The 20,822-nt window shown below is 36.2% G+C and carries 17 protein-coding genes; 7 read left to right on the plus strand and 10 right to left on the minus strand.

Annotated elements, in window-relative coordinates:
* Positions 1–17: 17 nt before the first annotated feature.
* The 3 genes from SBO79_RS05615 to gcvP form a co-directional block, all read right to left on the minus strand.
* Positions 18–1,076, minus strand: coding sequence for a 3-oxoacyl-ACP synthase III family protein (locus tag SBO79_RS05615; RefSeq protein WP_318642750.1), 1,059 nt, complete (start codon positions 1,074–1,076; stop codon positions 18–20).
* Between the two features lie 105 nt (positions 1,077–1,181).
* Entirely contained in the window at positions 1,182–1,562 is a 381-nt protein-coding gene (locus tag SBO79_RS05620) for a group III truncated hemoglobin (protein WP_318642752.1), read from the minus strand.
* An 86-nt stretch (positions 1,563–1,648) separates the two neighbouring features.
* Positions 1,649–4,498, minus strand: coding sequence for an aminomethyl-transferring glycine dehydrogenase (gene gcvP / locus SBO79_RS05625; protein WP_318642754.1), 2,850 nt, complete (start codon positions 4,496–4,498; stop codon positions 1,649–1,651).
* A 133-nt stretch (positions 4,499–4,631) separates the two neighbouring features.
* Here gcvP and SBO79_RS05630 point away from each other — a divergent pair, with 133 nt between their 5' ends.
* Positions 4,632–5,459 (plus strand): UbiA prenyltransferase family protein, encoded by an 828-nt coding sequence (locus tag SBO79_RS05630; protein WP_318642756.1) that lies wholly within the window; start codon positions 4,632–4,634, stop codon positions 5,457–5,459.
* A gap of 98 nt (positions 5,460–5,557) precedes the next feature.
* Here the strand turns inward: SBO79_RS05630 and SBO79_RS05635 are convergent, their stop codons facing one another.
* From SBO79_RS05635 to SBO79_RS05660, 6 genes are all read right to left on the minus strand, one after another.
* Positions 5,558–7,588, minus strand: coding sequence for a M3 family metallopeptidase (locus SBO79_RS05635; protein WP_318642758.1), 2,031 nt, complete (start codon positions 7,586–7,588; stop codon positions 5,558–5,560).
* Between the two features lie 16 nt (positions 7,589–7,604).
* Entirely contained in the window at positions 7,605–8,096 is a 492-nt protein-coding gene (purE, locus tag SBO79_RS05640; RefSeq protein ID WP_318642760.1) for a 5-(carboxyamino)imidazole ribonucleotide mutase, read from the minus strand.
* Between the two features lie 48 nt (positions 8,097–8,144).
* Complete coding sequence (locus SBO79_RS05645) at positions 8,145–8,807, minus strand: hypothetical protein (protein WP_318642761.1); 663 nt, start codon at positions 8,805–8,807, stop codon at positions 8,145–8,147.
* Positions 8,808–8,827: 20 nt separating this feature from the next.
* Entirely contained in the window at positions 8,828–9,982 is a 1,155-nt protein-coding gene (locus SBO79_RS05650; protein WP_318642763.1) for a 5-(carboxyamino)imidazole ribonucleotide synthase, read from the minus strand.
* A gap of 256 nt (positions 9,983–10,238) precedes the next feature.
* The gene (locus SBO79_RS05655) at positions 10,239–10,403 is read right to left on the minus strand and encodes a hypothetical protein (protein ID WP_318642764.1); all 165 of its coding nucleotides are present in this window, start codon (positions 10,401–10,403) and stop codon (positions 10,239–10,241) included.
* 303 nt (positions 10,404–10,706) lie between these two features.
* On the minus strand, positions 10,707–11,150 hold the full coding sequence (locus SBO79_RS05660; RefSeq protein ID WP_318642766.1) for a response regulator: 444 nt from the start codon (positions 11,148–11,150) through the stop codon (positions 10,707–10,709).
* A gap of 303 nt (positions 11,151–11,453) precedes the next feature.
* Between SBO79_RS05660 and hpt the strand changes: the two genes are divergently transcribed.
* The 4 genes from hpt to obgE all read left to right on the plus strand — a co-directional run bounded on the left by hpt (position 11,454) and on the right by obgE (position 14,976).
* Positions 11,454–11,984 (plus strand): hypoxanthine phosphoribosyltransferase, encoded by a 531-nt coding sequence (hpt, locus tag SBO79_RS05665; RefSeq protein ID WP_318642768.1) that lies wholly within the window; start codon positions 11,454–11,456, stop codon positions 11,982–11,984.
* Positions 11,985–12,050: 66 nt separating this feature from the next.
* On the plus strand, positions 12,051–12,623 hold the full coding sequence (locus tag SBO79_RS05670) for an adenylate kinase (protein ID WP_318642769.1): 573 nt from the start codon (positions 12,051–12,053) through the stop codon (positions 12,621–12,623).
* A gap of 67 nt (positions 12,624–12,690) precedes the next feature.
* A complete protein-coding gene (locus tag SBO79_RS05675; protein ID WP_406600257.1) occupies positions 12,691–13,923 on the plus strand; it encodes a hemolysin family protein in 1,233 nt (410 codons plus the stop codon).
* A gap of 45 nt (positions 13,924–13,968) precedes the next feature.
* Positions 13,969–14,976: a GTPase ObgE gene (gene obgE / locus SBO79_RS05680; protein ID WP_318642773.1), complete on the plus strand. Its 1,008-nt coding sequence runs from the start codon at positions 13,969–13,971 to the stop codon at positions 14,974–14,976.
* A gap of 136 nt (positions 14,977–15,112) precedes the next feature.
* Here the strand turns inward: obgE and SBO79_RS05685 are convergent, their stop codons facing one another.
* Positions 15,113–16,414, minus strand: coding sequence for an OmpA family protein (locus SBO79_RS05685; RefSeq protein ID WP_318642775.1), 1,302 nt, complete (start codon positions 16,412–16,414; stop codon positions 15,113–15,115).
* A gap of 500 nt (positions 16,415–16,914) precedes the next feature.
* Here SBO79_RS05685 and SBO79_RS05690 point away from each other — a divergent pair, with 500 nt between their 5' ends.
* Together SBO79_RS05690 and SBO79_RS05695 are read left to right on the plus strand one after the other, a co-directional pair.
* The gene (locus tag SBO79_RS05690) at positions 16,915–19,059 is read left to right on the plus strand and encodes a S46 family peptidase (RefSeq protein ID WP_318642777.1); all 2,145 of its coding nucleotides are present in this window, start codon (positions 16,915–16,917) and stop codon (positions 19,057–19,059) included.
* A 1,084-nt stretch (positions 19,060–20,143) separates the two neighbouring features.
* On the plus strand, positions 20,144–20,776 hold the full coding sequence (locus tag SBO79_RS05695) for a class I SAM-dependent methyltransferase (RefSeq protein WP_318642779.1): 633 nt from the start codon (positions 20,144–20,146) through the stop codon (positions 20,774–20,776).
* Positions 20,777–20,822: the final 46 nt, after the last annotated feature.

The raw sequence follows: 20,822 nt of genomic DNA on the forward strand, positions 1-20,822 counted from the left end.
ACTGCTGGTCTAGGAATTTAATATTTGTACACAATTGCATTAATGTTCATTCCCGCACCTACCGAAGCAAAAATAATAATGTCGCCTTTTTGGATACTGTGGTTTTCTAATTTACCTTTTACCAACCTGTCATATAATGTAGGAACAGTTGCCACACTACTATTACCCAATTGACCGATGCTCATTGGCATAATAAGTTCGGGCGGGTTTTTTTTGAAAAGTTTATAAAAACGCGAAACAATGGCCTCGTCCATTTTTTCATTTGCTTGATGAATTAAAATTTTCTTGACGTCATCAATTCCATATCCGCTTTTGTCCAGACAATTTTTCATTGCTTGAGGAACTTGTTTTAGTGCAAATTCGTAAATTTTCCGACCGTACATTTTAATGTAGCGCGTGTTATTAATATCTTTTTTGTCATAAGACTTTCCGAAGTAAATAAAGTCGCACTCATCCATTGTGAAGGTGGCACTTTGAAATGATAACAATCCAGCATTGTCTGCAGTTTCTTCTAATATCGTAGCGCCAGCACCATCAGAATAAATCATAGAGTCGCGATCATGTGGATCTACAACTCTTGATAATGTCTCTGACCCAATAACAAGAATACGCTTGGCCATTCCTGCTCGTATAAAAGCATTTGCTTGCAAAACTCCTTGTATCCATCCAGGACAACCGCAAACAACATCAAAAGCAGCACAGTTTGGATTCTTAATTCGTAGTTTATTTTTAACTCTACTTGCAATACTAGGAACAGAATCAGATTGATTTGAACCAAAAACAACATCACCATAGTTTTGAGCTACTATAATATAATCTAAAGTTTCAGGATCAATTCTAGCATCTTCAATAGCCTTTTCGGCCGCAAAAAATGCAATATCAGAATTCACTAATTGCGGTTCAACATAGCGACGCTCAGAAATACCAGTAATATCCTTTAATTTTGAAATTATCACATCGCTAGAATGAGGCAGGGGAGCGCCCAGTTCATCTAAAAAAGTGTGATCAGAAAAATCAGTATTTTTGACAGTCCTTGTAGGTATGTAACTTCCGGAACCTATAATTTTTATATTCATCAATATTGAGTTGTTGTAGCTAATATATTAAAAATAACTTGTTCGGTATTCTTTGCAACGATCTTTTTTGGAGATATTGTGCAAGTTCTTGAATATTTTTTAAATCTACAATATATTATGCGTGCCTAGCTTTATTTTCATAACATTTGCAATAGATAATGCCCTAGTTTTCATTTTCTCGGCATTTTCGCCAGCATAATTCGAAGCAATCGTTTCCTCAAAGTGTTTTAGCCAAACTTCAAAATGCTCGAGACTCAACTGATGCTGTGCATTTAGATCCTTATGAACTTGTAGCACGTTATTTTTATAACTTCCAGTCCCCAAAATATTCTGTTCCCAGAAATCAGTAATAATCGGAATATGAGTCATTAAATCGATCTTCGCTACTTCTATAAATATAAAGTTAATTCTACTATCGGCTAAAAGCTTTTTGTAAAAAGTTGTCATCAAAAATAATAAATCTTCCCTAGTTTGAATGTCTCCCATAACTTTTTTATAAAAATAAGCAATCCTTCCAACAAGAGAACTTGTGCGAAAGGATTGATATTAAATAGTAATTTGAAAAAAGCTGACTAGCTTTCCATATATGCTTCAATTGGCGCACACGAACAGATTAGATTTCTGTCACCATAAGCATCGTCAACACGACGAACAGATGGCCAAAATTTATTTTCTGAAATGTATTCTAATGGGAAAGCAGCTTTCTCTCTAGAATATGGCAAATCCCAATTGTCTGTTGTAATCATTGGTAGAGTATGAGGGGCGTTTTTAAGGACATTGTTTTTATCCTCAATTGTACACTCTTCAATTTCTTTACGAATAGAAATCATTGCGTCGCAAAAACGATCTAGCTCTTCTAAATCTTCACTCTCTGTAGGCTCAATCATTAATGTTCCAGCAACAGGAAATGAAACAGTTGGAGCATGGAAGCCATAGTCCATCAAACGTTTTGCGATATCGGTCACTTCAATTCCTTTTTCTTTAAATGGGCGACATTCCAAAATCATTTCGTGAGCTGCACGACCCATTTCTCCAGAATAAAGAGTTGTATAATGCTCTTCTAATCTAGATTTAATATAGTTGGCATTTAAAATAGCCATTTTTGTAGATCTTGTCAGACCTTCACTACCTAGCATTGTAATATATCCGTAAGAAATTAAGCAAACCAATGCTGAACCCCATGGAGCTGAAGAAATCGCAGTAATTGCATTCTTTCCGCCTGTAGATATTAAAGGATTTGAAGGTAAAAATTGTACTAAGTGTTTTGCAACACAAATAGGTCCAACTCCTGGCCCACCACCACCGTGCGGAATAGCAAAAGTTTTATGCAAATTTAAGTGGCAAACGTCTGCACCAATAGTCGCAGGATTTGTAAGTCCAACTTGTGCGTTCATATTTGCACCATCCATATATACTTGTCCTCCATTTTCATGGATAATCTGTGTAATTTCTCTAATCGCAGATTCAAAAACTCCATGAGTTGATGGATAAGTTACCATTAAACATGCAAGATTATCTTTGTGCAATATTGCTTTTGCACGTAGATCCTCTACATCAATATTTCCCTCTTCGGTGGTTTTAGTAACAACCACTTTCATTCCCGCCATTGTTGCAGTTGCAGGATTTGTTCCGTGTGCAGATGCAGGAATTAATGCAATATTTCTGTGATGATCTCCATTTGACTGGTGAAAAGCACGAATTACCATAAGACCGCTGTATTCTCCTTGTGCACCAGAATTTGGTTGTAAAGTTGTTCCAGCAAACCCTGTAATAACGTTTAATTGATGCTCTAGTTTCGAAAGCATTTCGTGGTATCCTGTCGCTTGCTCTATAGGAGCAAATGGGTGGATGTTATTCCATCTTGGGAAACTTAAAGGCAACATTTCTGCTGCTGCATTTAATTTCATCGTACAAGATCCCAAAGCAATCATTGAGTGATTTAATGCCAAATCTTTGCGCTCTAATTTTTTGATGTAACGCATCAAAGAAGTTTCTGAACGGTATTTTTTGAAAACGTCGTGTTGCAAGAAACTACTTGTTCTTTTTACGCGCTCACTAAAATTTTGTTCTTTGTCGAATTCAGTAACCTTCACAGTTTCTTTTAAAGTCGCTTCAGAAAAAATTGCTAGAATTTCGTTTACATCGTTGATTGAAGTAGTTTCGTTAAAAGCGATAACTACAGTTTCTGCATCAGGATAGTAGAAGTTAATTTCTTTTGCTTCTGCTAATTTCTGAATGGCTGCCGCATCTGTCTTTAAAACGATGGTATCAAAGAATGAAGTGTTCGTCTGATATACGCCTAATTTATTTAGTCTATTTGCTGTTGTAACCGCTGCCGCGTGCACTTTATTAGCAATATTAGTTAATCCATCTGCACCGTGATATACTGCATACATTCCTGCCATCACGGCAAGAAGTACTTGTGCTGTACAAATGTTTGAAGTAGCTTTTTCACGTTTGATGTGTTGCTCACGTGTTTGTAGCGCCATACGCAAAGCACGGTTTCCATTAGCGTCAATTGTAACACCAATAATACGTCCTGGCATGCTTCTTTTATATTCCTCTTTGGTTGCAAAATAGGCAGCGTGAGGGCCTCCGTATCCTAAAGGAATACCAAAACGTTGTGTTGTTCCTACAACAACATCAGCGCCCATTTCGCCTGGAGAAACTAATTTTGTAAGACTTAAAATATCTGCAGCAACTGCTACTTTTATATTTTTTGACTTAGCTTCAGATATGAATGATGCATAATCATGAACTTGACCGTATTTTCCAGGATATTGAAGTATCGCTGCAAAGAAGTCTTCAGAGAAATCAAAATTTTCGTGATTTCCAACTACTAGCTCAACACCAATTGGCTCTGATCTAGTTTGTAATACAGATAGTGTTTGTGGTAAAATTTCTTCCGAAACAAAAAGCTTACAAACATTATTTTTCTTTTGATCACGCGTTCTTACGTCAAAAAGCAATGCCATGGCTTCGGCAGCCGCAGTACTCTCGTCAAGTAATGAAGCATTCGCGATTTCCATTCCTGTAAGTTCAATTACCGTAGTTTGAAAATTTAATAATGCTTCCAAACGACCTTGTGCAATTTCTGCTTGGTATGGCGTATAGGCGGTATACCATCCGGGATTTTCAAAAACATTTCGCTGAATAGCCGCCGGCACAATTGCTGCGTGATATCCCAATCCAATATAAGTTTTGAAAACCTTATTTTTATTTCCTAAGGTGTGAATGTGATTTAAATATTCGTACTCCGTCATTTCTGGTTCCAAGTCCAAAGGCGCTTTTAGCCTAATGTCATCTGGGAGCGTTTCATATACCAACTGTTCTAATGAATCAACTCCTACAGTTTTAAGCATATGCTGTAAATCTGATTCTCTAGGGCCAATGTGTCTTAAAGCAAAAGCATCTGTTTTCATATTATAAAGCGTGTTGTTTTTAAGCATGCAAAAATACCGCTTTTAAATGAATTGCTATTTAGTTTTTAACAATGATTTTTACGAATGTTTCAACTAATCAACTTCGCGTAAGCTGATTGCTTATTTTTACAAAATGAAAATACTGCAAAGCTTGTTTAATTTCTATCTCCAAAGTAGCATGCATGTTGCGCTTGCCGTCTTTTCTTTGCTACAAATGACACTGCATATGTTTGATATTCATAATGATACCTATTGTGGCTACTTTGCGTTTTTCGGAACAATTGTAGGATATAACTTTGTAAAATATGATGCGCTTACGCGAAATAAAGGGCTTAAGGTCACTCCAATGATTAAAGCGATTGTCATTTTGACTATCATATCTTTTGCAGCCACAACATATTTCTTCTTTAAACTAAAGATACAAACGCAACTTGTTTCCTTTGCAGTTTTAATACTTGTACTACTTTACACGCTTCCATTTTTTCCAAATAGAAGAAACGCGCGAAACTGGGCTGGAGTCAAAATTTATATTGTTGCATTGTGTTGGGTAGGAGTTACTTTATTATTGCCACTGCTAAATGCTGAAGTCGCTTTTAGAATGGATGTCTTTTATAAATCCTTACAGCGATTTATTCTAGTATTTGTATTAATTCTAGTATTCGAAATAATCGATTTGGCAAATGATGATCCACATCTTCAAACCGTTCCGCAGCAAATTGGCGTACGGGCTACCAAACTTCTAGGGACTTTTTTATTAATACCATTCTACTTTTTAGAGTATCTCAAAACTGTGTTGAATTATGAACAGCTAATAATTAATTTAGTTTTGATTGTAGTTTTAGGACTATTTCTACTAAATGCGTCACACAGTAAATCTAGGTATTACACTTCTTTTTGGGTCGAGAGTGTGCCGATTTTCTGGTGGCTGATGGTCCTGTTTACCCATTATTATGTTGGTTAGAATTCTTCTTTTAGCGAAAGCTTAATAAAAATAGTTAAAAAAAAATGAGGAGCTCGTTACTTCGAAACTCCTCATTCATATACTTTTAACCTATTAATTTATTCTAATAAGCCAGCTCTTTTTAGTAAAGCATCCGGTTTAGGTTCTTGACCTCTAAAGTTTTTATACAATGTCATCGGATGGTCTGTACCACCTTTTGCAAGTATGTTGTCTTTAAATTTTGTAGCAATTTCTTGATTGAAAATTCCGTGTGCTTGAAAATAAGCGAAGGCGTCAGCATCGAGAACTTCTGCCCATTTATAACTATAATAACCGGACGAATATCCACCTTGAAAAATATGCGAAAAAGCTGTACTCATAGCGTTCTCTGGAACATCTGGATAAAGTAAAGTATCTGCAAACTGCGTAGTTTCAAATTCTTTAAGGTTTTTAATCTCTGAAGGATCTGCTCCGTGCCATCCCATATCAAGCAAGCCGAAACTTATTTGTCGCATTGTGGCCATTCCTTCTTGAAAACTGGCACTATCCTTAATCTTTTGCACATATTCTGTAGGAATCACTTCTCCTGTTTGATAATGTTTGGCAAACAAGGCCAAAGCTTCTGGCTCGTAACACCAATTTTCGAGAATTTGACTTGGCAATTCGACAAAATCCCAATACACAGATGTTCCTGACAAATTTGGATAAACCGTATTGGCAAGCATCCCGTGAAGGGCGTGACCAAACTCGTGAAACAAAGTCGTAACCTCATTAAAAGTCAATAGAGAAGGCTTAGTCGCAGTTGGTTTTGTAAAATTGCAAACTATCGAAACGTGTGGTCGTTCGTTTACTTCGGCAAGAACGTATTGCGATTTGTACGAAGTCATCCAAGCGCCATTTCGTTTTCCCTTTCGGGGAAAGAAATCGGCGTAAAAAATTGCCAGCAGTTTTCCAGCGGTATCCTTTACTTCAAAAGTGCGAACATCTTCGTGGTATTTATCTATATCAAATTGCTCTGTAAAAGTTAATCCGAATAATTTTCCAGCGATTGCAAAAGCTCCGTCGAGAACATTTTTCAGTTTGAAATACGGTTTTAGCTTTTCGTCGTCAAGATCAAACAATTGTTGTTTTAGCTTTTCTGAATAGTATGCACCATCCCATTTTTGGAGCTGATCAATACCGTCAAGATCTTTGGCGAATTTTGTAAGAGTTTCAAATTCGCGTTGAGCCGCTGGCTTGGCTTTTTGTAAAAGTTCTCCCAAGAAAGATTTTACCTTTTCAGGATTTTCAGCCATTCTTTCTTCTAAAACAAAATCAGCGTGGGATTGATATCCTAACAATTTTGCTCTTTCAAAACGTAGCTTTACTATTTTAAGAACAATTTCTTGGTTGTCAAATTCATTTCCTTGAAAAGCTCTTCGGCCTGAAGCAATCGCAAGTTCTTTACGAAGTTCGCGATTATCAGCATAAGTCATAAACGGAATATAGCTTGGATAATCTAAAGTGATAATCCAACCATCTTTGTCTTCCAATTTTGCTAACTCCCGTGCCGCTTCAATTTCGCCGTCCGGCAATCCAGATAAATCTTTTTCATCCGAAATATGCATTTGGTAAGCATTGGTTTCTTTGAGAACATTCTCTCCAAATGCCAAGCTCAAACTAGAAAGTTCTTTGTCAATTGCTCGTAATTTTTCTTTATCAGCGTCATTAAGGTTGGCACCGTTTCTAGAAAAACTTTTGTATGATTTGTCCAACAAAGTTTTTTGCTCTGTTGTGAGGTCAAGAGATTCTTTTATATCGTAAACTGCTTTTACGCGCGAGAATAATTTAGCGTTAAGCATAATGTCATTGCTAAATTCTGACAGTAAAGGCGATACTTCGACAGCAATTGCCTGAATTTCGTCATTGGTTTCGGCAGAATGAAGATTGAAGAAAATGCTCGAAATTCGATCGAGAATACTTCCGCTATAGCTCATCGCTTCGATGGTATTTTCGAAGGTTGGCTTATCTGGAGAATTTACAATTGCATCTATTTCGGCGGCTGCGAGTTTTATTCCTTCTTTAAATGAAGGTAAAAAATCCTCAGTTTTTATTTGTGAAAACGGCGCAGTATTGTGCTTGGTTTTAAACCATTGAGTTAATACATTCATTGTTTATATTCTTTTTTTAAATTTGATTTTGCTTTACCTTATCTGAAGAAACGTGCACAGCATCTGCTAAAGCAATTTTGAAATCAACGATTCTATGTTGAACTTCTAAATTATGGGCACCGATAATTTGTGCGGCAAGGATTCCGGCGTTTTTTGCACCATTAAGAGCTACTGTTGCCACTGGAACGCCGCTCGGCATCTGCAGAATAGAGAGAACGCTGTCCCAACCATCGATGCTGTTGCTCGATTTTATTGGAACGCCAATCACCGGCAGAGGTGTAATTGATGCCACCATGCCCGGTAAGTGTGCAGCGCCACCCGCTCCAGCAATTATGACGCTGATCCCATTTGTATGCGCATCACGGCTAAAAGAGAATAATTTTTCTGGTGTTCTGTGCGCTGAAACAATATCTACCTCAATTTCAATTTGAAGTTCCTTCAGCACGTTTATTGCCTCTTGCATTACAGGCATATCTGAAATACTGCCCATTATTACTGCTACTTTCATAATTTTTATTTTATATTAGTGTGGGAATTTTTGCGGACTAACCATCTATTATTGTGATGATATTTTTGCAGTATTTTGATGTCTTTCGTAAATTATTTTGGTAACCAAATCTCGAAAAGTTTCAATATTCTCAATAAAAATCTCATCTGTTTTAAAGTTCGCGAAATTTATTATGTCATGAAATTTTCTCTTTTTTCTTATTGTGTGAAGTTTTTTTAAAGGCTTAGTACCTGTTAATGTGATTTCTTCTAATACTGGTGAAAAATATTTATTAATGTAGAATGCCAAATTTGAAGATGGGCTTAATTCAGAAACATCAACTCCTTTATTTTTTAAATTTCTTTTAATTGTCAAGAAAATGCTCGCTTTAAGACATTTTTGTCCAAAGATCATTTTTGGTTGAAAGTATTCTATTGTAGCGTGTTTAGAAATCAGTTCGCAAACTTCTATTAAAGTTCTTTTTTTAGCAGGTTCTAAAGTTTGTTGCCAAGTATTTTCATCTATTCTAAGTCTGAACTCTTTATTTAAAAACATAGAAAGCTCTTTCCAACCAAGTAAGTCATTTGCCGAACGCCAATCGCGAATGGACATTTCACCGGTGATTTCGGCATTACAGTCAGCTTCAATATCAAGCGGACTGCAAAGTCTATGTTGTTCTATGAAAATTTGGAGAATATTTTCTGGAGAATATCTGTCAATTACTTTTGTCATGATTAAACTTTGTATGCCGACTATTTACTTATCACTCGAATGGTTTTCTTTACATTTTCGGCAATCTTTCGAGCTTGGTTCATATCTTCGTGAACGATAGTAACGTGTCCCATTTTGCGAAAAGGTCGTGTCTTTCTCTTTCCGTAAATGTGAGGGGTAACGCCATCGATTGCAAGAATTTCTTCGATATTTTCGTAAACTACTTCACCATCAAAACCTTCTTCACCAACAAGATTCACCATGATTCCTGCCACTTTACTTTTTGTGCTTCCAAGAGGTAAATCTAGAATGGCGCGTAAGTGATTTTCAAATTGTGAGCAATAACTAGCTTCTATGGAATAATGGCCTGAGTTGTGTGGGCGAGGAGCTACTTCGTTCACGATAATTTGGTCGTCCTGTGTTTGAAACATTTCGACAGCCAAAAGTCCGACGTGGTTAAAATGTTCTGAAACTTTCATCGCGATATCCATTGCTTTTTTAGCAACATTTTCTTCAATGCGAGCTGGACAAAGCACATATTCAACCTGATTTGCTTCTGGGTGAAATTCCATCTCTACAACAGGATAAGTCGCTACTTGACCTGACGGATTTCTGACTACGATAACTGCTAGTTCGTTTTTGAAGTCAATCATTTCTTCGGCGATGCAGGCAGAGGCAGATAATCCTTGCAAATCGTCAATGGCTCTAACAACTTTTACACCGTTGCCATCGTAACCAAATTCGGCGGCTTTCCATATAAATGGTAGCGATTGCAAATTATTTTGAATTGCAACTTTTAGTTCTTCGATAGTTTCAAATCGCTTATACGCTGCGGTGGGAATAGTATTTTTGGTGTAGAAATCCTTTTGGATCCCTTTGTGTTGAATTTGCTCTAGAGTTGCTGGCGAAGGGTAAACCTTGATACCTTCTTTCTCAAGCTGTTTTAGAGCTTCGATATTTACAAGTTCTATTTCAAAGGTTAGAACATCTACTTGCTTTCCAAAATCGTAAACTGTTTTATAATCCATTAAATCTCCTTGAAAGAATTTATTACAAGCAAATTTGCCGGGAGCTTCATCACTAGGATCGATTACGTAAGTTTGAATGTCAAATTTTCGGGTTTCAGCTAGTAACATTTTACCCAACTGTCCACCTCCAAGGATGCCTAATTTAAAATTAGAAGAAAAATAGTTCATAAAATTGAATTTTTACAAAGATACTTCTAATAGGTATAAACGAAAATAGATAATGCTTTTCTTTCGTCAATTTTCAGAATAATTTAAGTTTACAAAATAAATTTAAATGTCTTACTTATGACTTTTGTGAGGGAAGTGAACAAATGTTGATACTAGCGTGTCAACAGTATCTTTGAGTCATCAGTAATAACTATTGAAATTTATTTTGTAGTTGATTTGTATGATTTCCACATTTATTGATCTGCAAATAAAAAGCCTATTTGTGTCTGCCACTTTTATTTTCTTCTGCATCCCAATCTTTAGTACTATCATTTTCGTCACGATTATCAATGCGATTTTCGTCGGTATCATCAAATTGCTTTTCTCTCGCTTCTTTAAGAGCCTTCCTTTTTAACTTTTCTTCTTTTTTATTAATTTCCATTTCCGAAGTTTTTTTTGAAATTGCTATCAAAGATACAAAATATTTAAGAAGACTAAAGAGTAGAGCACGTGAAGTACATGGCAGTTTGATGGTTAAGATTATTTTAGATGCTGAGACATTCGTCTTGTCTACTTTAGTGTTTGCTAGCGCTAAATATTGAATCTATGGAACGACGCTCATAGTTCGTGGCAGTTATTTTTGACAATCGGCTATTTCGCTTTTAGTATTGGCAATAAAAAAAGCCGAGGTAACATTGCAGAATGTTCGTCGGCTTTAGTGCATCATATATTTTTAAGAAAATTCTTACTTCTCGTTTTTGTAGATAAAATTTCTGCTCGAAGGCTCAAAAGTTTTCCAATTGATTCCTAATGTATACTCAATCGATTTCTTTAATGTAGCAAATGTTGTAGATTTTGTGACATAGAAACTTGCGCCCATATCCAAGCTTTTATTCACACTATGCTCATCACTTGACGTGGAGAAAATCACAACGGGAATGTCTTTTAATTGCAAATTATTTTTCAATTCTTGCAGTGCATCAAAACCATTTTTCCCGGGCATATTTAAATCTAAAAATATAACCTGAGGAATTGGAGGCGGTGACTGAAGAGAGCCCAAAAGACTGTCAACACTGTTGTGCGTGTGCAATTGAATATTGCCGGTAAGAGAATCGGTAACGTCTCTAAAAAAATCTAAATCATCTTTATCGTCGTCAGCATAAAAGATAACGTATTCATTATTTTCCATAGGGTGTCTTTTTCACATTCAAAAGTAATATAATTTTATTGCATTTTTAAAATTACTCAATAAAAGCAAGATTATTGAAAACTATAGCCACTAATTTAAAAAAAAAGTAAGAAAATCTACTATGATTTTTTTTATTCTTACAATTAGCCACCACCTTTTTGAGTTTCAGACCATCAGAAATACTTGAATTTGGAGGTTTTAAATTCTCAACTATTTTATTATCCTGTCAATTATATGCTTTTATCTTGCATCTTACTCGATACTAATTCAGTATATTTGCCAACTATTATAAAACAAACTTTAGTGATACAGATTCACGATAAGCATTTCGTACCTTTTATTTCAAGCAAAGAATTGGATTTTGCTATTGCATCTATGGCAAAGCAAGTTGAAAATGACTTTGTAGACGAAGTGCCTTTGTTTATTGGTGTCCTTAATGGAGCATTTATGGTAGTTTCAGATTTTATGAAGCACTATAATAAGCCGTGCGAAATTAGTTTTGTAAAGATGTCTTCGTATGAAGGTACCGCTACTACCAACGATGTTAAAGAATTAATTGGATTGGATCAAGACCTAACCGGTCGTTCTGTGATTATTATTGAGGACATTGTAGATACGGGGAACACCGTGGCAAAACTTAAAAAGATCTTTAAGGCAAAAGGTGTAAAAACGCTTAAGATAGCAACACTTTTTTTTAAGCCTGACGCTTACTTGCAAGATATTAAACTTGACTATGTAGGTATCAGGATTCCAAACAAATTTATTGTTGGTTATGGGTTGGATTATGACGGCTTAGGTAGAAATTTACCAGAAATTTATCAATTAAAAGAGTAACTGATTACCGTAATTAAAAGCAGTAATTTTATAAACATAAACAGCACTAACTATTTTAAATTAGCAATGATTAATATCGTTTTATTTGGCAAGCCTGGTGCCGGAAAAGGAACTCAGGCACAATTTTTAAAGGAGAAATATAACCTAACGCATATCTCAACAGGTGATGTATTTCGTTATAATTTGAGCAATAATACCGAGCTTGGCCAACTGGCGAAAACGTATATGGAAAGTGGCGAACTTGTTCCGGATTCTTTGACCATAAAAATGCTCGAAGATGAGGTTGACAATCATCCAAATACTTCAGGGTTTTTATTTGATGGATTCCCGAGAACAATTGCGCAAGCAGAAGCATTAGACAAGTTTTTAGTAAAAAAAGGCTGGGAAGTTACGGCTACAATCGGACTTGAAGCAAATGACGATGTACTAGTACAGCGTATATTAGAAAGAGGAAAAACTAGTGGAAGAGTAGATGATCAAGATGAGGCAAAAATACGTACACGTTATGCCGAATACAATCAGAAGACTTCACCGTTAATAAATTATTATAGTAACCAAAATAAATATTACCCGATAGACGGGATTGGGACGATTGCTTGCATTACCTCACGACTAAGTGAAGTGATAGACCAGCTTTAAATCGCCCTTATCAACCATGGAGATAGCATTAATATTTTTTCTTATAATACTCAATGGTGTTTTTTCGATGTCGGAAATAGCACTAATTTCAGCCCGTAAAAGCAGGCTTGAAACATCCGCCAAAAAGGGAAACCGAAGTGCCAAAATCGCTTTGGAATTGGCAAACTCGCCAAATAAGTTTCTGTCAACCGTTCAAATTGGAATAACTCTAATCGGAATTCTGACGGGACTTTTTTCTGGTGATAAAATTACTAGTGATGCAAAGGATTTCTTTGCACGTTTTGACGCATTAGCGTATTACTCCGATTCTTTCGGGGTAGTAACTGTGGTGGTAATTTTGACATTTTTCTCACTAGTACTTGGTGAGCTTGTTCCAAAACGAATTGGACTTAGCCATCCCGAAAAGATTGCAGTTGCTGTTGCCTTACCAATGAAATTCGTTTCGGTGGTTACGGCGCCTTTTATCTGGTTATTGACGGTTTCGACTGAATTTCTTTTGAAAATAATGATGATTCGTCCTAATTCGGAAGGTAAAATTACCGAAGAAGAAATTAAAGCAATCATCAAAGAGGGAACTGAAGGTGGAGAAGTTCAAGAGATTGAACAAGATATCGTAGAACGCGTATTTCATATTGGAGATAGAAAAGTAAACTCTCTTATGACGCACCGGAAATATGTAGCTTTCCTGCCACTAAGCGCTACCAAAGAGCAAGTAAGAGAACTTATCGGTCGCGAATTACATTCAGTTTATCCAGTGTATGGCGAAGATTTTGACGATATTGTAGGAGTTGTTAGTCTTAAAAGTATCTTCAGTCGTTATGACGATGATGATTTTGCGTTGACAAATCTTATAAAAGAAGCGCCATTTATAATGGAGCAGACTACCGCCTACAAAGCACTTGAAAACTTTAAAGTAAGCGGTGTGCATTATGCATGTGTAAGTGACGAATATGGGGATTTTCAAGGTATAATTACATTGAATGATATTCTTGAAGCTCTTGTAGGAGATGCTTCAGAATTCTATAAAGAAGATTTTAAACTTGTAGAACGTGAAGATGGCACCTGGCTAGTGGACGGTCATTATTCTCTGCACGACTTTTTGACTTATTTTGAACTGGATGATCTAATCAACGATTATGATGTGACAACTTTAAGCGGGTTGATAATGACAGAGCTTTCTTTTATTCCGAAAGAAGGTCAGAAGCTACTTTGGAATGATTACGAACTAGAGGTAATTGATATGGACGGCGTCAAAATAGACAAAGTCATCGTTCGGAAGGTAAAAGAGTCCGAAGAATAAATTAAAAAATTAAATATTCTGCATCTGATGTAGAATTAGAAAGATATGACAGAAGGAAATTTTGTAGATTACGTAAAAATATATGTCTCTTCAGGCAAAGGTGGAAAAGGTTCTACTCACTTACATCGTGAAAAATTTATCGAAAAAGGTGGTCCAGACGGTGGTGATGGAGGTCGTGGTGGCCATGTGTACCTTGTAGGAAATAAAAGTCTATGGACTTTATTTCACCTAAAGTTTGCAAGACACGTAAAAGCCGGCCACGGTGGAGACGGTGGAGGAGACAGAAGTACAGGCGCTGATGGAGATGATAAATATATTGACGTTCCATTAGGGACAGTAGTTCGCGACAAGGAAACAAACGAAATATTATTCGAAATTACCGAAGATGGTGAGAAGAGAATCGTTGCCAAAGGCGGGAAAGGTGGATTAGGAAACTGGCACTTTAGATCTTCGACAAATCAAACACCAAGATATGCACAGCCGGGACTTCCTTCAGAAGAAATGGACATGATCCTGGAGCTTAAAGTACTTGCAGATGTTGGTCTTGTAGGTTTCCCGAATGCTGGAAAATCAACACTTCTTTCGGTTTTAACTTCGGCAAAGCCAAAAATTGCTGACTATCCATTTACAACTTTAAAACCTAATTTAGGAATTGTTGCTTACCGAGATTTTCAATCTTTTGTAATTGCAGATATTCCTGGAATTATCGAAGGTGCAGCAGAAGGAAAAGGATTAGGACATTACTTCTTAAGACATATTGAGCGAAATTCAACTTTATTATTTCTTGTTCCAGCTGACGCTGATGATATTCGCGAGGAGTACAATATTCTTCTAAATGAATTGACCAAGTACAATCCCGAAATGCTTGACAAAGAACGTATTGTTGTAATTTCCAAATGTGATATGCTTGATGCTGAATTACAAGCCGAAATGAAAACGCAGCTTGACAAGGATTTTGATGGAATCCCGTATATGTTTATTTCTTCGGTAGCACAACAAGGGCTTACAGAATTGAAAGACAAATTATGGCAGATGTTAAACACAGAAGCATAGAAATTTTCACATATAAAAAAAAGGAGTTCAAAAATTAATTTTGAACTCCTTTTTTTTTGTGATTTTATGAAATCCAGGATAAAAATGAATGAGGTAGAACTTACTACACTATTAAAGATTTGTAATTTCAAAGACCTTACTTAGTCATCACTTTTACCGAAATTCTTCTATTCTGTGCTCTTCCTTCCTCTGTCGAATTATCGGCAATTGGGTCAGCGGAACCGTATCCTTTGGTAGTGATTCTATTTTTGTCCACACCTAAAGCAACTAATGCGGCTTGGCAAGACTCCGCTCTCTGAGTTGAAACTTTATTATTAATTGCCTTATCGCCTGTATTATCAGTATAGCCACCTAATTTGAGAGTGGTATTTGGATAGGCTTTCATAATTGCTGCAATATTTTCTAATTGTTTTTCGGAAGATGCTTTCAAAGTTGTTTTTCCCGTTTCAAAGTAAATTCTGTCAAAAGTAATCCAGTTACTTTCTTTTTCTTTTCCTTCATTAACTTCGGCAAAATCAACAATTTTATTTTCAACCGAATTTTCACCTACTTGTAGCCGTTCGCCATTCTTTAGTTTTCTAGTGCCTTCCGGGCCAATGTCAATAACAAAATTTCCTGATGCATCAAGTGCTCCTGCGGTTGCGACAAAGGCTTCTTTTAATTTCTCGCCAATTGTATCGATGTTGGCCGAAATACTATCTTGAGCTACACCTGCAACCATTTCTTCTCTAGCGCACCCCGGCTTACCTGCCAACCACCAAAACAAAATTAAAATAATTAATAATGGAATAAACCATCTTAAAAATCCGCCAGTTTCTTGCTCAGGTTTTCCAAAAACAGACTTTCTAGTCTCGATTACGGTGCCATCGGTAAACGGAATTGTCTTATCGTCTGCTTGAGAGGGATCCAATTCGTGAGTCGCTCCAAGATTTAGATTTGATTTTATATTTAGCGGAAGCGCAGCATTTATATCTGCTCTGCTTTCGGCAATGGCCATCATTAAATCCTGAGTAGTCCATTTCTTTTCAAACATCAATTTGCTAATATAGCTGCCAATAACTGGAACAATCATCGCAAATAGGCTAATTGATTTTTCTTTATCAATCCCCGTTGCTAAAGCTAGTTCGCCGCAAAGAGCATCCTCTTCATCAGAAAAAAAATCAGCCATCATCTGTTTGCCATCTTCAATTAAAGTTTTTTCATCTTGATTTAGACGAAAATCGGCATCAAATACTATTCTCTCATTATCAGGTTGTTGGGTAAGAAAATTTGTTGGGTCGTCTTTCTTAATTCCATTTTGTAAAATTCCAGCCAATACGGCAGGGATCGCAAAATTAAATGCGGTGCGAACTTCCTCGTCGCTACCACCTATTCGTTGGCTTACTCTGGTAATGGCATGGCCACTAACATCATTGCGTAAACTGTCAATTAAATTCATAGTTTTTCGTTTTTTTTGGTTTGTAAATAATTTTGATTAATTAAAGCTCATTCAATACTTCAAAACTTAAATTGTTCAAGAAGGATTTTTAGAAACTGTGTGTTGGTGAGGCACATATAACTTTAAAGTCTCAAATTTTGATAGCTCATAAATTTAGGATTTTTAATCTAAAACTGCCGGCATTTGCTCATAATTTTAACATAAAAAAATCCTTCAGACAGCGCTACAATTATGTTTTTACCCCTCAACAATTTAGTGATGATTACAATCACTATGCAACGAAAGGGATTATAAATGGAACAAATACATGCAACTGGATCTTGTATTTCTAAATTATAAGTTAAATAGCGTTGTTAAATCTTAGTTTTCACTGATCACTCAGTTACTAATTAATAATATGTTTTATATTCGCATCGCTGAAAAAACGGACTTGAAAAACAGTTTAAAAAAGCTAGTGCACGAATCTGCATTATAATATTATAATCAAATTTTAACAAAAGATGAAAAAAATTGTTTTATTTCTTGCCATGTGCCTTATGGCATTTCCAGTGAAGGCAGATGAAGGAATGTGGTTTTTAATGTTCATTGATCGTTTAAACCAACGAGATATGGAAAAAATGGGTCTGCAACTTACCGCAGAAGAAATTTACAGTATTAATAACCACAGTTTAAAAGATGCTATTGTTCAGTTCAACGGAGGTTGTACAGCCGAAATGGTTTCAAAAGATGGTCTTGTACTTACAAATCACCATTGTGGATACGATGCAATTGCTGAACTTTCTAGCGCAGAACAAAACTACCTTAAAAATGGTTTTTGGGCAAAAGACAAAGCATCAGAAATGAAACCTAAATCTCTTTATGTTCGTTTTTTCGTGCGTATGGACGATGTTTCGAAAAGAATTCTTTCTAAAGTTAATGCAAATATGACCGAAGAAGAAAGAATGAAAGCTATTCAACGCGAAAGTGCTTTAATAGAAAAAGAAAATAGCGAAAACGGAAAATATACTGTTTCTGTTCGTCCTTTCTTTCAAGGAAATGAATACTACTACTTTGTGTACCAAGATTTTCAAGACGTTCGTCTTGTAGGAACACCACCAGAAAGTGTTGGAAAATTTGGAGGAGACACAGACAACTGGGAGTGGCCACGTCACACAGGAGATTTTTCAATGTTCCGTGTTTACACAGACAAAGATGGTAATCCTGCCGATTATTCAAAAGACAATGTTCCTATGAAGCCTAAGCACCACTTGCCAGTGAGCTTAAAAGGTATTCAAGAAAACGATTTCGCAATGATTCTGGGTTACCCAGGTCGTACCAATCGTTGGATGCCAGCTGGTGGAATTGAGCAAAACGTGAAGTATGCTTATCCTGCGTGGGTTGAAGGTGCAAAAACTGGAATGGACCAGATGAAAAAGTACATGACTAAAGATGAAACGGTAAACCTTCAGTATGCATCAAAATATGCATCTACTGCAAACTACTGGAAAAACCGTCAAGGAATGATCGATGCGCTTACTCAGCACAAAACTGCTGCTACAAAAGCAACTGAAGAAGCAAAATTCAACAAATGGGCAAACAAAAAAGCAAACAAAGCCAAATACGGCGACGTAATTGCGACACTTAATAACTTTTACGATAAAACAAATCTTAAAGCAAGTCACGATAGTTATCTTAACCAATTATTGAGAACTACTGCTTACGGAGTTAGACCTTATTCATTAGGAAATGCTTTAATCCAATTTTATGGAGAGAACGAAGCAAAACAGGCCGAAATGTTACCACGTATTCAGGCAGCTATCGATGATACTTATGGCGAATTTTATGCACCATTAGAAAAAGATGTATTAGCAGCACAACTTAATTTATATGCTGATAAAGGTGCCGCTTATGGTCTTCCAGAAATGGTAGCAAATATGAAGAAAGCAAACTACGGTGATTTTAAACAAGATGTAGAAAATATTCTTGGTAATAGTATCTTTACTTCAAAAGAGACGTTGATGGCTTTTATGAAAGATCCAAAACCATCTTTGATTGAAAAAGATTATTTGTTTCAACTTTCAACAGCGTTGATCACTCAATTAAGAGCTGAAGATGTAATGCAAAAGCAATTGGCTGATAACTATTCTAAATCGTTCCGTCTATTAGTAGAAGGGCTTAGAGAATCAAAATTAAATACTATTCAGTACCCAGATGCCAACTCAACATTGAGATTGACTTACGGAAAAGTAGTAGCGCTTCCTGCAGACAAACGCAATGATGCCAAAGTAAACTACTATACTACAATGGATGGTATGATTAAAAAGTACAAGCCAAATGATCCAGAATTCGATATGCCAACAAAGATTATCGAAATGAACAAAGCAAAAGATTATGGTCGTTATGCAGACAAAGATGGATTTATGCCAATAAACTTCCTTACTGACAATGATATTACTGGAGGAAACTCAGGGTCGCCAGTATTAAATGGTAAAGGAGAATTAATCGGACTTGCATTTGATGGTAACATCGAAGCAATGGCTGGAGATGTTATTTTTGATCCAAAATTGCAACGTACTATCAATGTTGATATCCGTTATGTACTTTGGTTAATTGACAAATACGCAGGTGCAAAACACATCGTTGACGAAATGACGATTGTGCAATAACACATAAAGATTTTAAATTTTAAATCCGCCTTTCTTTTTTAAGATTGGCGGATTTTTTTTTGGGCGTGTCCCTTTGGGCCGGGCTGTCTGTTCCCAATCTTTATTGTAGCTTTTGCTCCGCAAAGCCACAACAAAGGATTTGCTTCGCCACTTCGCAAAAGCTCGGGTCCACGCCCATCCCTCACGCGAGACTTGTACTAAATAGATATGATATGGTCGAAAGAGATTTATTCACAGTCATAATTAATAAAATTTTTACCGCAAGGTTCGCAAATTGAGAACGGCAAGTTCGCGAGGATGCAATAATGGCCTACGCTAAAATTGTCATTTCGACGAAGGAGACTCGAGCAAAGCGAACTGGCGAAGCAAATCACATAATATACGTCCTCAGACTTGATCCAAACATCTCTTATGAAAACGCTAGCGCGGATTTATAATCCGTGCCCGACATCCAAGTTTACGATTAATTTAATTCAACTCTAATTATTTTACCGCAAAGTTCGCAACGTGAGATCGCAATTTTCGCAGTTCTGATTCAATCATTCCTTCTAAACACGCTAGCGTGAATTTATAATCCGTGCCCGACATCCAAGTTTACGAGTAATTGAAGCCGAAACTAAATATTTTACCGAAAAGTTCGTAAAGAGAGAACGAAAAGTTCGCAATGATAACTCTGCAGATCATTACTAACGATAGCGCGTATTTACTTCGTCAGTTCGGCTAGCGCCTCGGGTGTAATCCTTGCGCGACCAAAAAGTCCCGTAGGGACGACTTTATTGTAGCCCGCTGCTTTAGCTGCGGGTAAAAAAATTGCGATTGATCAAGAAGTCCCATAGGGGCGGCTTTATAGTTGCGCATTGTTATTCTGCAGATTTTGCAAGATAGTGTGTCGATTTATTTGTTGCAGATTTTTCACTTGATTAAACATTTTTAATACCTATATCTAAAACATAAAATCGAAAAAAAATACTTTACCTTAATTTCATTTTTGAGAGCGTAAATTTGATTCTATCCTGAGAAAGGAAATCAACCTACAATTTAAGCATCTGAATATTGATCTCACTTTTAAATCTCTAATCCGACAATGGCTAATCGCTACAAAGAAACCTTCGAAACCTGGAATAAAGTGGCTTCGCTTTATCAAAGCAAGTTTATGAATTTGGACTTGTACAACGATTCCTATGATCTTATTTGCAATTCTCTAACAACACCTAATTCAAAGATTTTAGAAGTTGGTTGTGGTCCAGGAAATATCACAAAATACCTTTTAGAAAAGCGACAAGACTTTGATGTTCTCGGAATTGACATCTCGCCAAATATGATTGAATTTGCAAAAGTAAATAATCCAACTGCGAATTTTGAGATAATGGATATTCGGCAGATCGACCAATTTGAATCAAAATTTGACGCAATAGTCTGTGGTTTTTGTCTGCCTTATTTATCCGAAAAAGATTGTCTGAAACTGATACGAGATAGTTCTAATTTGTTGAACAATGACGGAGTTATTTATTTGAGCTTTGTGGAAGGTGACCTGGCCAAATCTGGTTTTCAAACTTCTAGTAGCGGTGACCGAACATATTTTTATTACTATAATTTACAATACCTGAAGTTAATACTGTTCGAAAATAACTTCAAAGAAATTCAAACACAAAAAGTCGAATACAAACGATCAGAAAATGAAATCGAGATTCATACGATTGTAACCGCAAAGAAATAGTGAATTTAAAAACGTAGATTTTTACATCTCTCAAAACCGACCGCTT

The organism is Flavobacterium ardleyense (assembly GCF_033547075.1).
Classification (GTDB): Bacteria; Bacteroidota; Bacteroidia; order Flavobacteriales; family Flavobacteriaceae; genus Flavobacterium; species Flavobacterium ardleyense_A.

Bases quoted from the DNA above. Each gene is read 5' to 3' on its own strand.
- SBO79_RS05670 (WP_318642769.1), top strand. From the start codon at position 12,051: ATGATTAATATCGTTTTATTTGGCAAGCCTGGTGCCGGAAAAGGAACT.
- SBO79_RS05615 (WP_318642750.1), bottom strand. From the start codon at position 1,076: ATGAATATAAAAATTATAGGTTCCGGAAGTTACATACCTACAAGGACT.
- purE (WP_318642760.1), bottom strand. From the start codon at position 8,096: ATGAAAGTAGCAGTAATAATGGGCAGTATTTCAGATATGCCTGTAATG.
- SBO79_RS05635 (WP_318642758.1), bottom strand. From the start codon at position 7,588: ATGAATGTATTAACTCAATGGTTTAAAACCAAGCACAATACTGCGCCG.
- SBO79_RS05690 (WP_318642777.1), top strand. From the start codon at position 16,915: ATGAAAAAAATTGTTTTATTTCTTGCCATGTGCCTTATGGCATTTCCA.
- SBO79_RS05660 (WP_318642766.1), bottom strand. From the start codon at position 11,150: ATGGAAAATAATGAATACGTTATCTTTTATGCTGACGACGATAAAGAT.
- SBO79_RS05620 (WP_318642752.1), bottom strand. From the start codon at position 1,562: ATGGGAGACATTCAAACTAGGGAAGATTTATTATTTTTGATGACAACT.
- SBO79_RS05650 (WP_318642763.1), bottom strand. From the start codon at position 9,982: ATGAACTATTTTTCTTCTAATTTTAAATTAGGCATCCTTGGAGGTGGA.
- SBO79_RS05685 (WP_318642775.1), bottom strand. From the start codon at position 16,414: ATGAATTTAATTGACAGTTTACGCAATGATGTTAGTGGCCATGCCATT.
- SBO79_RS05655 (WP_318642764.1), bottom strand. From the start codon at position 10,403: ATGGAAATTAATAAAAAAGAAGAAAAGTTAAAAAGGAAGGCTCTTAAA.
- SBO79_RS05675 (WP_406600257.1), top strand. From the start codon at position 12,691: ATGTCGGAAATAGCACTAATTTCAGCCCGTAAAAGCAGGCTTGAAACA.
- obgE (WP_318642773.1), top strand. From the start codon at position 13,969: ATGACAGAAGGAAATTTTGTAGATTACGTAAAAATATATGTCTCTTCA.
- SBO79_RS05645 (WP_318642761.1), bottom strand. From the start codon at position 8,807: ATGACAAAAGTAATTGACAGATATTCTCCAGAAAATATTCTCCAAATT.
- gcvP (WP_318642754.1), bottom strand. From the start codon at position 4,498: ATGAAAACAGATGCTTTTGCTTTAAGACACATTGGCCCTAGAGAATCA.
- SBO79_RS05630 (WP_318642756.1), top strand. From the start codon at position 4,632: ATGAAAATACTGCAAAGCTTGTTTAATTTCTATCTCCAAAGTAGCATG.
- SBO79_RS05695 (WP_318642779.1), top strand. From the start codon at position 20,144: ATGGCTAATCGCTACAAAGAAACCTTCGAAACCTGGAATAAAGTGGCT.